At 45.9% G+C, this 12,264-nt stretch carries 11 protein-coding genes; 10 read left to right on the top strand and 1 reads right to left on the bottom strand.

Features of this window, described 5'->3' with window-relative positions:
- A partial coding sequence (gene metH, locus ACEW9J_RS05425) for a methionine synthase (RefSeq protein WP_373544117.1) occupies positions 1–2,907 on the bottom strand: 2,907 nt, incomplete at its 3' end.
- Positions 2,908–3,115: 208 nt separating this feature from the next.
- Here metH and ACEW9J_RS05420 point away from each other — a divergent pair.
- From ACEW9J_RS05420 to ACEW9J_RS05375, 10 genes are all read left to right on the top strand, one after another.
- On the top strand, positions 3,116–3,310 hold the full coding sequence (locus ACEW9J_RS05420) for a hypothetical protein (protein ID WP_373544116.1): 195 nt from the start codon (positions 3,116–3,118) through the stop codon (positions 3,308–3,310).
- A 216-nt stretch (positions 3,311–3,526) separates the two neighbouring features.
- Positions 3,527–3,943, top strand: coding sequence for a hypothetical protein (locus ACEW9J_RS05415; protein WP_373544115.1), 417 nt, complete (start codon positions 3,527–3,529; stop codon positions 3,941–3,943).
- 546 nt (positions 3,944–4,489) lie between these two features.
- Positions 4,490–5,332: a UDP-3-O-acyl-N-acetylglucosamine deacetylase gene (lpxC, locus tag ACEW9J_RS05410; protein ID WP_373544114.1), complete on the top strand. Its 843-nt coding sequence runs from the start codon at positions 4,490–4,492 to the stop codon at positions 5,330–5,332.
- Between the two features lie 73 nt (positions 5,333–5,405).
- Positions 5,406–5,924 carry a 3-hydroxyacyl-ACP dehydratase FabZ gene (gene fabZ / locus ACEW9J_RS05405; protein ID WP_373544113.1) on the top strand — a complete coding sequence of 173 codons (519 nt, stop codon included), beginning with the start codon at positions 5,406–5,408 and terminating at the stop codon, positions 5,922–5,924.
- A 410-nt stretch (positions 5,925–6,334) separates the two neighbouring features.
- A complete protein-coding gene (gene lpxA, locus ACEW9J_RS05400; RefSeq protein WP_373544119.1) occupies positions 6,335–7,177 on the top strand; it encodes an acyl-ACP--UDP-N-acetylglucosamine O-acyltransferase in 843 nt (280 codons plus the stop codon).
- 216 nt (positions 7,178–7,393) lie between these two features.
- Positions 7,394–8,551: a lipid-A-disaccharide synthase gene (gene lpxB, locus ACEW9J_RS05395; protein WP_373544118.1), complete on the top strand. Its 1,158-nt coding sequence runs from the start codon at positions 7,394–7,396 to the stop codon at positions 8,549–8,551.
- Between the two features lie 286 nt (positions 8,552–8,837).
- On the top strand, positions 8,838–10,367 hold the full coding sequence (locus ACEW9J_RS05390) for a ferredoxin--nitrite reductase (protein ID WP_373544112.1): 1,530 nt from the start codon (positions 8,838–8,840) through the stop codon (positions 10,365–10,367).
- A gap of 38 nt (positions 10,368–10,405) precedes the next feature.
- Positions 10,406–10,846 (top strand): NADAR family protein, encoded by a 441-nt coding sequence (locus tag ACEW9J_RS05385; protein ID WP_373544111.1) that lies wholly within the window; start codon positions 10,406–10,408, stop codon positions 10,844–10,846.
- A 146-nt stretch (positions 10,847–10,992) separates the two neighbouring features.
- On the top strand, positions 10,993–11,469 hold the full coding sequence (locus ACEW9J_RS05380) for a TspO/MBR family protein (protein ID WP_373544110.1): 477 nt from the start codon (positions 10,993–10,995) through the stop codon (positions 11,467–11,469).
- A gap of 99 nt (positions 11,470–11,568) precedes the next feature.
- Positions 11,569–12,057: a DUF4079 domain-containing protein gene (locus ACEW9J_RS05375; protein WP_373544109.1), complete on the top strand. Its 489-nt coding sequence runs from the start codon at positions 11,569–11,571 to the stop codon at positions 12,055–12,057.
- Positions 12,058–12,264 lie beyond the last annotated feature (207 nt).

The following is a 12,264-nucleotide window of genomic DNA, read 5'->3' as shown; positions in this document are numbered from 1 at the left end:
CTCTTCGAGGATCGGGTGGACTTTTTCGGCGAGGAATGCGTCGTATTCTTCGCGAGATTGGTCTTTGGGTTTACGGAATTGCCATTGTCCGGCGATCAGGGCTTGGAGATCCATGTGCCAGAATAGATCTTCGAGGGCGATTTCATCTTTGAGGATTTTGGTACCCCAGAATGGTGGTGTAGGTCGATCGATATCTAGTGGTACCGCTTCCGATCGCACGGTGTCGATCGCAACTGGTTCTTTACTCTCTGTCTGCTGTTTAGGTGCTTCAACTTCTACGGCGACTTTAATCGGGTTGCCATCATCATCAAGGAATCCTGTTGTGTCGTCCCACTTGCTGCCCTGTTTAGCGGGCATGAGAGCATCCATAAAGTTTAAATCGGCAAAAGCATCCTTACCGTAGATTACTTGCCCTTTATAGACTTGCTGGCAGTCGCTGTAGACAAATTTCGGTGTAAGAGCGGCACCACCAAGGATAATCGGAATTGTAATCCCTTTTTCGTTGAAGGCTTCGAGATTATCTTTCATGAAGGCGGTGGATTTTACCAGTAGTCCGCTCATGGCGATGCAGTCGGGTTTATGGGTTTCGTAGGCTTGAATAATCGCTTCAACGGATTGTTTAATCCCCATGTTGATGACTTCATAACCGTTGTTGGAGAGGATGATATCGACGAGGTTTTTACCAATATCATGCACGTCACCTTTGACGGTAGCAATTACGAATTTACCTTTAGAATTACTCGTACCCGTATCGGCTTTATCCATGTGGGGTTCGAGCAGAGCAACAGCAGCTTTCATCGTTTCGGCAGATTGCAATACAAATGGTAGTTGCATTTGTCCCGAACCGAATAGTTCGCCGACTACTTTCATCCCATTCAGGAGATAAATGTTGATCACATCGAGGGGTGGATATTTCTCGATCGCTTTCATCAGATTCGCTTCTAGTCCTACCCGTTCGCCGTCGATAATATGGCGGGTAAGTTTCTCTTCTAGGGGAAGTTTATCATCTTCGGCTTTATCACGTTTGGTTGTCACCCCTTCAAACATGGTGGTGAGCAAACCTAATGGATCGTAGGTGCAAATATCACCATCAAATTGTCTTAGATCGTAAATTAAGTTCTGACAAATCTCCTGATGTTCGGGGGTGATTTTAGCCAGAGGTAAGATTTTATTAGGACTAACGATCGCGGCATCCATCCCAGCCTGGACACACTCGTGCAAGAACATCGAGTTTAATACTTGCCGAGCAGCCGGATTTAGACCGAAGGAAATATTTGATAGTCCCAATAGAACGTGACATTGTGGTAAATTATCACGAATCATTTTAATTGATTCGACTGTCGCTTTACCATTCTCCCGATCTTCTTCAATTCCAGTTGAAATTGGCAGTGCTAAAGGATCGAAGAAGATTTCATAAGCCGGAATCCCATATTCTACCGCCGCCCGATATGCCCGTTGGGCGATCGCAAATTTTCGCTCTGCTGTGCGTGCCATGCCTTCTTCATCGATCGTGCCGATGACAATTCCCGCCCCATATTTCTTGGCTATTTCCAATACTTTATAGAAGCGTTCCTCACCATCTTCATAGTTGGTCGAATTCATTAAACATTTACCGCCCGCCACCTTCAATCCGGCTTCCATTTTCTCCCACTCAGTGGAATCCAACATTAGGGGAAGACTAACGTTATTAACCACACGAGAAACTACCTCGTGCATATCCTTAACACCATCACGTCCAACGTAATCAACGTTGATATCGAGAATGTGGGCACCTTCTTTAACTTGCGACTTAGCGAGAGAAACTAAGCCATCCCAATTCTCTTCATTTAAGAGGTCACGACATTTTTTCGAGCCACTGGCATTCAACCGTTCGCCAATAATTAGGAACGAATTATCTTGAAAATAAGGCTGGGTTGACATCAACGAAGATGCCGCTGGTTCAAATACTGGAGTCCGTTCTTTGACCTGGAGTGTCGAGCCAATTTCAGCTAAAGCTTTGATGTGATCTGGACGAGTTCCACAACAACCCCCAATCACTTGCACGCCCCAATCTTCGACGAACTTATACATCGCCAATTTGAGTTCGACAGGCGTTAATTTGTAGTGAGCATGTCCGCCAATATTTTCTGGTAATCCGGCATTTGGGACACAAGAAACCACAAACGGCGATTGTTCGCACAGATGCTTAATATGGGGAGCCATCAAATCTGGCCCAGTTGCACAATTTAAGCCGAGAATATCGATCGGGAATGGTTGCAATGCCGTCAACAATGTCGCAACATCACTACCCGACAACATCGTCGCCTGAGGATTTTCAAACGTCGCCGACACCATAATCGGGAGTCTGGCTCCTTTATTTTTAAAAACCCGCTCCAATCCATTGATTGCTGCCTTAATTTGCAGCACATCCATACAAGTCTCAATCAGAAATAGATCCACACCACCGTCGTACAAGCCCGTAGCCTGTTCGGTGTATGCTTGTTCTAGCTCTTCATAACCGATATGACCGATCGAGGGTAATTTAGTCCCAGGGCCGATCGATCCAGCCACAAATCTAGGCTTCTCAGGTGTCGAAAATTCTGCCGTACATTTTTTGGCTAGTTCAGCAGCAGTTTTATTGAGGTAATAAACTTTGTCTTCTAGTCCATATTCTGCCAACGTTTGATAGGTACCACCAAAGGTATCGGTTTCAATCACATCCGCACCCGCAGATAGAAAGTCCCGATGAACGGTGGCTACTGCTTCGGGTTTCGTATGAACGAGATATTCATTACAACCTTCATACTCAGCACCCCCAAAGTCTTCAGCAGTGAGGTTTTGGACTTGAAGATTGGTACCCATCGCACCATCAAAGACGATGACGGGACGTTCGGGGCTATGGAGGCGTGCGAGAAAGGGGCTAGTCATAAGACGATCGAGAGGGGGACTTATCATAGTTATTGTGAAAATATAGATAAGACTGCTTAACTATTTATTGGTCTGAAGATATTGTAGGACTCTATTATCTTAAAGTGTACCCCGACTACTCATCAGAGATGCTACGGACATCGATTTTTACCCCTCACATTGCCAGTTAGCGAAGTCTGAGTCAGTGCGACTAGTCTCTGTTAAACAGTTGACACTTCTCTTCTCTATCGAGAGGCTTCGCCAACGCGAACGGCTTCGCTCAGTGCAAGCAGTTGACAGCGAAGTGGTTGGGATTGGCTGGGAGACGCGATTACCTCCGGTAGGCTTCGCCAACGATCGTCGGGATCTCGCCCAGCTTGAAGGAGTATCCGCGATCGAATTGCTAGGGTTTGGGAATGAGTAAATCTGGAATAGCCTCAAAGAAGGTTTGAAACCGATTCCACATAATTAATTTAATCGATAACTGGGTTTATGTTACGAATCGATCGAGTAGATGTTGAGAATTGCAAAATTATTGAACATCTATCTTGGTTGTCAGATATTCTAGAAGTGCGCTGCAACAATTAATGTCTGGCACACTAACAAAATTCCGATCGCAGATTAATAAAAACCAGTCACTATGAAAATTCAACTAGAACACAAACTGGACGATCGTTCTTATCAATTATGCTGTGTAGCTTGCCAGCACTCATTTTCTAGTATGCGATTGCGGACGATGTTATGTCACGATAGTGGCTCGATCGTCGGCGATGTCTGTACCGACTGTCTCAATCAGGGCACACGCCAGATTCAGCGACAGTTCAGGGTTCGATCGATCGAATTATTCAAGCAACATTTAATTGAGGACATCTCTTTATCGTCCTACCAACAAGCATTAGAACTTTCAGAATTGGCAACTCAGCCCTTAGTAATTCCCCGCTTTTATGCTCGGTGGTGGAAACAATTGTCAATTTTCGCAACAGAACCACAAGCTTTAGAAATGACACGACAAGAAAGAGCCAATAGATTTCCTACAACAGGAACGCAAGCCTTATAAATAGCGCAGTTAGAGACAATAAATTGTCGTTAAATTAATTGATAATTGATAATTGGGTTGTTAGTCGATTTAAATTTTATAGGGTGGACAGTGCCCACCAACATATTGTCGATCTAATTATCTAAATTATTAGCTCGATATCCAATTCTCTCTCAGAGACGCTTCAATGATTCGTGTATTGTTAACAGACGTGATGTCGATTGTCTCCGGCACTTGCGAACAACTTGTGAAGGGATTGCGTTCGGGGAGCGTACGGTCGGTAATCGAATAGAACGGTTTGAAATCTGATTACTTCGGCTCAAAATGCTCTGTGGGTAGTACCCACCTACTGGCTAACAACCACAAATGAAATTGCCAACGAAGTTGGCTGGTTTGTGGCAATCGATATACTACTACTGACAGGTATTAAAACAGGATCGATCGTGTCATAATTAACTCCGTTGGCGGAGCCTCTGCCTAGTGCAGTTGCACGATCGGGTTTTTCGAGGAGTGCATCCGCTGCGTTGGCGCATCGACTTCAGTTTTGATATTTTAACTTACAGCGTAATGTCTACTGTTTCAGATATTTGTGAATTCCAGGGCGTGGGGCTGCACTCTGGAGTCACTACCACCGTACGAATTTTGCCGTCACTAGGGCTGGGGCGTTATTTCGTCCGGGTAGATCTGCCCGATGCCCCCCAAATTCCGGCGCATATTACCAATGTCAGTCAAACTACCCTCTCCACCGAACTGACGGCAAATGGCGCATCGGTGCGGACTGTAGAACATTTACTCGCGGCATTAGCCGCACTCGGAATTGAGGATGTGCGGATCGAAATCGATGGGGCGGAATTACCGCTGCTAGACGGTTCGGCGCGAGTTTGGGTAGATCGGCTCATGGAGTGCCGAATGGAGTTTCCTAGCGCGGGAAGGAAGCCAGTACAGAGGGAGATGGCTACGTCTGGAATACTTACCGCGCCTGTCTGGATTCAGCAGGGCGAGATCTTTATCGTCGCTTTACCATCTCCAGTGCTGCAATTTACTTATGGCATTGATTTTGATGTGGCTCCGATTGGCAAGCAGTGGCATAGTTGGCAGCCCAGCCAAGAGGACTTTAGCACCGAAATTGCGCCAGCGCGGACATTTGCGATCGCCCATCAGATCGAACAGTTGCGATCGGCAGGATTGATTAAAGGTGGTAGTTTAGATAATGCGCTAGTTTGTAACGATCGCGAGTGGTTAAATCCGCCATTACGATTCCCAAATGAGCCATCTCGTCATAAACTATTAGACTTAATCGGCGATCTCAGTCTGCTGGGCAAATTTCCCCAAGCACATTTCCTCGCCTATAAGGCTAGTCACAACTTACATATCCAGTTAGCACAAAAGCTGCATGAAATGGGATATTAAATATAGCCAACAATCCACAACGTACATTTATCAACCAACGACCAGTCAGTAAATAACTAAATATATAGGTCTAATGTCCACTACACTCGATCGATCTCAAGATATTATTGTCGCTGTCAGTGAGCCAGCAGAACCAGATCTAGCAGAGCCAGTTAAAACTACTTTTAATATCCAAGAGATTCAGCAGCTCTTACCTCATCGCTATCCTTTTGCCTTAGTTGATAAGATTATCGACTATATACCTGGAGCCAAAGCTGTGGGTTTAAAAAATGTCACCTTCAACGAACCCTTTTTCCAAGGACACTTTCCTGGACATCCACTCATGCCTGGGGTGATGATTATTGAAGCAATGGCGCAAGTGGGGGGAATTGTCCTCACCCAACTCCCTGAATATAGTGGGGGTTTGTTTGTGTTTACTGGAATCGATCGAGTAAAATTTCGTCAGCAAGTAGTTCCTGGAGATCGATTAATTATGACAGTGGAACTCCAAGCCTTCAAACGGCGTCGATTTGCCAAGATGCACGCTCGTGCTGAAGTCGATGGTCAACTGGCTGCTAGTGGAGATCTCTCGTTTGCTTTAGTAGAAGTGTAATCGAACATATTGGCAATCGCAGCGTAAGCGCAAAGCGCAGGCTGTACCTAACGGTAGGCTACGCCAACGCCAACGCGTAGCGTCCGCTCTGCGGAATCGAGGCTTTGCCTACATAGATCTACAGCAAACAGACGTGTGAGCAACTCTCAATCATGGGCATAATAGTGAGTGAGGAACTAGTCTACTACCTAGAGGCTAACTTACGATCGCCCCATTGTTGACAGGCTGATGCCATCTCCGCAGCAGATAGTGAAAAAAAATACCAAAATTGTTCGATAATGACTCAGGGAAATGGAAACAAGCACCCAACCCATTCAAGTCGGTTCGGTAAGTTGGTGTCACCACTGTCAAACGAGCATATGAGCAAGGCATCTGCATCACCGACAACCCAATGGCAGGATAATGACAAGATGGCTGGAGTAGCAATGTTAATGACACGAATTCATCCTACCGCTGTGGTGCATCCCAGCGCGGAACTCGACCCAACTGTGCAGATTGGTCCCTACGCGATTATTGGCGAAAATGTCAAAATTGGTGCTGGGACGACAGTTGGTGCTCATGCCATAATTGAGGGGCCGACTATTATCGGGGTTGGCAATCAGATTTTTCCGGGAGCGGCGATCGGTCTAGACAGTCAGGATTTAAAATACAAAGGCGGCGAAACCTGGGTTAAAATTGGCAACTACAATCGGATTCGCGAATATGTCACCATCAACCGCGCCACAGGTATCGGTGAAGCCACCACTATCGGCAATCACAACCTGTTGATGGCTTATGTCCACATTGCTCACAATTGCACGATCGAGGATAATGTCAAAATTGCCAACGCCACATCTCTGGCTGGAGATGTGTATGTCGAATCAGAAGCCGTCATTAGTGGCGTACTGGGAATTCATCAATTTGTCCGCGTCGGTAGATTATCGATGATTGGTGGCATGACGAGGATACAGCGGGATGTTCCACCATTTACGATCGTCGAAGGTACTCCCGCACGCGTCCGTGCGCTCAATCTAGTCGGTTTGGAACGTTCTGGATGCAGCCCAGCCGAAAAAGCGATTCTCAAAAAAGCTTTTCGGACTATTTACTACTCACACAAAACCATCGGTCAAGCTCTAGACGAATTGGATTTGTTCCCCAGTTATGAGAGCGTTCAACACCTGCAAAGATTCTTGAGACTCTCGATCGATGGTAAAAATGAAAACAAGCGTAGAGGCCCGATTCCAGGCAAATCAATCGATCGTAAAAGCGAGTGAATACTGGCTAGTAATTAATTGATAATTGATAATTGATAACTGGGTTGCGATGCTGTGGATTTCAACGCCACCCTAACAATAATCCACCTAAAAGGTGGGAGATTTCAATCCCGAAGCCATAGCTTCTGTTCTTTGTTAATCCACCATCCACACTTCGGCTACGCTCAGTGCAAGCCATCCACCATTCACCATCCACCATCCACCATCCACCATCCTGTGAAAACCATCTTCATTAGCACTGGAGACGTATCCGGCGACCTTCAGGGTGCATTACTCGTCACCGCTCTCCAGCAACTCGCCGCCAAGTCAGGTATCGACCTCAATATCGTCGCGCTCGGTGGCAGCAAAATGGCGGCAGCCGGAGCGAAGATCCTGGCGGATACCGTATCGATTAGTTCGATGGGCATTGTCGAGCACTTGGCTTATGTGCGACCCTCATTGCAAGCGCGCAGTCTTGCCAAACAGTATTTAAAAACCAATCCGCCAGATGCACTGATCCTAATTGATTATGTCGATCCAAATGTAGCGATCGGTAAATACATCAAAAATCTCTTTCCGAATCTACCAGTTTACTTTTATATTGCCCCTCAGGATTGGGTCTGGCCGAGACAGCACAAACGAGCCAAATTGATTGTAAGTTTTATCGATGAAATTTTTGCTGTTTTCCCCGTAGAAGCGCAATATTTTGCCAAACAAGGAGCCAAAACAAAATTTGTCGGACATCCATTAGTCGATCGAGTTGCAACTCTAACTAGTCGTGAAATTGCTCGCGACAAATTGGGAATTACCGATAAAGAAACTGCCGTCGCACTGATTCCAGCTTCGCGTCAACAAGAATTAAAATATATCTTACCGAATATTTTCGCAGCCGCTCGTCAAATTCAAGACCGATTACCTGCTGTTCGCTTTTGGATTCCGCTCTCCCGTCCAGATTTTCAAGCAGAGATCGAAAGTCAAATTCAAGCATATCAAATCAACGCTACGTTAGTAACTGAAAATGCCGATCTTGTCCTATCAGCAGCAGATTTAGCCATTACAAAATGCGGCACAGTCAGTTTGGAACTAGCTCTACTGAATGTGCCCCAAGTTGTGATTTATCGAGTCAGCAAGATCACAGCTTGGATTGCCGAACATGTAGTCAAATTCTCAATTCCCTACATGTCTCCAACTAATCTGGTCGAAATGAAATCGATCGTGCCGGAATTAATGCAAGATGATGCTAGTCCCGATCGGATTGCCCAAGAAAGTCTCGAACTACTCTTAAACTCAGACCGACGCGATCGAATGCTGGCTGATTATACCGAAATGCGGGCAGCGTTGGGAGATCGCGGTGTCTGCGATCGGGTCGCACAGGAGATATTCGCTAAATTCTAAAATGCGGTCGAGATCGACAACACAGTAGGGCAATCGAGTAATTGCCCTTTACAGAAACCATTTGAGATCTGCTGGTCGGGTAAGGCGGGTTTATGCTAAAAATGCCCGCATAGGATTACCAACTCAAAACAAAACCGCATTAATAAAACTCGGTTATTGCCCTAAACCGAGTTTTTGTAACAAAAGATACTAAAGTTACTGATTATTCCCGTTAAGTTATGATACGCGAGGTCAAATTTTACCAACACCCGATCTGCGCCGCTTCAAGCTAGCAAGGATTACTGCCATGACAACAGCCACACCAGCCACCCAAAATAAGTTTGAGAGACTCAAATCAGAGAAAGACGGACTCAACCTCATCACTGAGCTAGATGAATTTGCACGCATTGGCTGGGAAGCGATGGATGAGACCGACAGGGAGCATCGATTGAAGTGGTTGGGCGTATTTTTTCGTCCCGTGACTCCTGGGAAGTTTATGATGCGATTGCGGGTACCGAGTGGGATTGCTACCAGCGACCAATTGCGAGTGTTGGGTGATATTATCCAACGCTATGGGGATGATGGATGTGCGGATTTGACCACTCGCCAGAGTATTCAGCTTCGGGGACTAAGGATTGAGGATTTACCAGAAATCTTCCGCAAGATGGCAGCAGTGGGACTCACCAGTATGCAGTCGGCGATGGATAATGTCCGCAATATTACTGGTTCTCCAGTCGCTGGGCTAGAAGCGGGAGAATTGTACGATACTCGCGAGATGATTCAGGAATTGCAGGATCGGATTATCAATAAAGGCGAGGGGAATCCTGAATTTAGCAATTTACCACGCAAATTTAATATCGCGATCGCGGGTTGTCGAGACAACTCAGTTCATGCGGAAATTAATGACCTCGCATTCGTTCCAGCATTTAAGGATGATGTGTTTGGGTTCAATGTCCTCGTTGGGGGCTTCTTTTCTGGTAAGCGATGCGATGCGGCGATGCCGATGAATGTCTGGGTGGCACCTGAAGAAGTCGTCGAGTTTAGTTTGAGTATCCTGCGGCTATTCCGCGATAACGGTCTACGCGCCAACCGCATGAAAGCTCGACTGATGTTTCTCATCGACGAATGGGGCATTGAGAAATTCCGCAATGAAGCAGAGCTAGTACATGGTAAAACTTTATTATCTGCTGCGCCTAAAGATGAAATAGAATGGGATAAACGCGACCATATCGGCGTTTACCCTCAGAAACAAGCAGGATTGAATTATGTCGGTTTACATATCCCTGTCGGTCATCTCAAAGCAACGGATCTGTTTGAACTAGCACGATTGGCAGAAGTCTACGGAACTGGAGAATTACGCGTTACTGTCGAACAAAATGTGCTGATTCCCCATGTTGCCGATGCGAAATTAGCAACATTATTAAGCGAACAAATCCTCCACAGATTCCAAGTCAATCCAGGAAATCTGACTCGTACCGTCGTCTCTTGTACTGGTGCTAAATTTTGCAACTTTGCAATGATTGAAACCAAACAATATGCAGTATCGGTCATTGATGCTGTCGAAGCTAAAATTGATGTGCCAAAACCAGTGCGGATTCATTGGACTGGTTGCCCCAATTCTTGCGGTCAACCTCAAGTTGCTGATATTGGGTTGATGGGTGCTAAAGTGCGTAAGGATGGTCAAACCGTTGAGGCTGTGGATATCTTTATGGGCGGTACTGTGGGCAAAGATGCCAAGCTTGGTGAAAAAGTAATGAAAGGAGTCCCGCTAACAGATTTAGATAGCGTACTAATCGACTTATTAGTTGACAAATTTGGTGCGACTGCTATAGTTTGAGATCGATCGACCAGATTAGTAAGCAAAGGCAGCCACTGTTGACAATATACTTTTATACCGATCGAGAAGTACCTTATGGTTGCTTCTCCAACTTTTCCAAGCATGAATTTGTGATGGACAAATTGTGGTGGTATACCGCCGAACACTACTTCCAAGCCCAGAAATTTATCGGTACGCCCTATCTCGAACAAATTCGATCGATTCGGACGCCAAATGATGCTGCTAAATTGGGCAGGAAACGCACCTTTCCACTCCGCAGTGATTGGGAAGAGGTTAAAGACGAAATCATGTTTCGCGCAGTGTTGTGCAAATTTCAGATCCACCTGGATATTCGGGAGATTTTGCTCGGGACTGGCGATGAATCGATCGTCGAAAACGCGCCCAATGACTACTATTGGGGCTGCGGTAAGGACGGTACTGGCAAAAATCAGCTCGGCTTGACTTTAATGCGAGTCAGAGAGATATTAAAAGATAGTTGACACTTCGGCTCCGCTCAGTGCAAGCAGTTGACACTTGAATTTTGACAGGTAAGACGACGCGGTTACATTCGGCTCAACAATCTTACTCTCTGAATTATTGCCACATAATACCCGATGTCTCCTCACTAAGAAACCCCCATAACTTAATGATTAAATCCTGGCTGATAATTGGCGTTGTGGCGGTATTAGTGGCATTCGGGCTGGGGCGATTGAATACTCCCGAAGGATATCGCTGGTTCAATCGTCAACGCCGTCCTCAATGGCTGACATTTGAAGGGCTGATTCCAGTGATTTGGACGGTGATTTTGATTTGTGGCGTGTGGTCGGCATACAATGTTTGGGAAGCAGCGAGGATCGCGAGTCCACCTTGGGGCATCATGGCATTATATCTACTCCTAGAGGTATCAATTATGCTCTATACGCCCTCAATGTTTTGGTTTCGCAATCTCAGAGCCGGAACCATTGTTGGTGCCGTAGGCTGGTTTATTGGGCTGATACTGGCGATAGTGGTTTACCCGATTTCGAGTACGGCAACATTGCTATTGATTCCATATCTACTCTGGAGTCCGATCGGTACCTATGTAACATGGGCAATGGAAGGATTAAATTCAGTCGAGCGGTGAAAGTTGCGCTCATTGCAGATGCCACTCTAGCCCCGATCCCAGATCCCCTTGTACAATAGCGATCGCGATAACTATTAAACACGGCATAGTATCAGAATCATGGGTGAAAATTTAACACAATTATTAGAACCGATCGCGAGTCAATTTCGCGCCCTCAATCTCCCCGAACCGCTCACCCACTGGGGGCATCCCTTCTTTATGAGTATTGTGATGTTTGCGATGGGTGGATATGGTGCTTATGCTGGATGGAAAGGGAGAATATTGACAGCTAGCGATCCTCAAGCTGCGATGGACAGTAAAACCAAGCATCGACAGGTAATGCCAGCAATGTTCGCTTTTATGGCAATCGGTGCGACTGGTGGGATCTTATCTTTAGTCATCCAAAAACATGCTGTGATGGCGAGTCCGCATTTTTTGACAGCAACTATTGTCCTCACTTTCCTAGCAATCAATAGTTTAATTTCCTTTACAGGGTTCGGTGGTAATAAACCAGAACTGCGTAAGGTTCATGCCTATTTTGGGAGTACTATTATGGTGTTGATGGTCGTCCATGCGTTGATGGGACTGAAATTAGGCTTATCGATTTAGAGTAGTGTCAGTTTAAATATACTATTGTTTAGTGTAGATCCAGGGTACCCACGAGGGGCACCCCTACAGGTTAACTGTGTAGGGGTGCCCCTGTCTTGTCGTTTTTTTATGCGGGGGGAACCCCCGCATAAAAACGCCGCTTAATGGGTACCATTAGATCTCTGCTGTTATCTAGTCCTTAGGTATTGTTGCAAGATGTAAGAGTAT

It is taken from the genome of Chamaesiphon sp. (assembly GCF_041737865.1).
Taxonomy (GTDB): Bacteria; Cyanobacteriota; Cyanobacteriia; order Cyanobacteriales; family Chamaesiphonaceae; genus Chamaesiphon.
This window is presented reverse-complemented; position numbering and strand designations above follow the sequence as displayed.

Coding starts and splice junctions, on each gene's coding strand:
- ACEW9J_RS05415 (WP_373544115.1), top strand. CDS start 3,527: ATGAAAATTCAACTAGAACACAAACTGGACGATCGTTCTTATCAATTA.
- ACEW9J_RS05375 (WP_373544109.1), top strand. CDS start 11,569: ATGGGTGAAAATTTAACACAATTATTAGAACCGATCGCGAGTCAATTT.
- lpxC (WP_373544114.1), top strand. CDS start 4,490: ATGTCTACTGTTTCAGATATTTGTGAATTCCAGGGCGTGGGGCTGCAC.
- ACEW9J_RS05390 (WP_373544112.1), top strand. CDS start 8,838: ATGACAACAGCCACACCAGCCACCCAAAATAAGTTTGAGAGACTCAAA.
- fabZ (WP_373544113.1), top strand. CDS start 5,406: ATGTCCACTACACTCGATCGATCTCAAGATATTATTGTCGCTGTCAGT.
- ACEW9J_RS05380 (WP_373544110.1), top strand. CDS start 10,993: ATGATTAAATCCTGGCTGATAATTGGCGTTGTGGCGGTATTAGTGGCA.
- lpxA (WP_373544119.1), top strand. CDS start 6,335: ATGGCTGGAGTAGCAATGTTAATGACACGAATTCATCCTACCGCTGTG.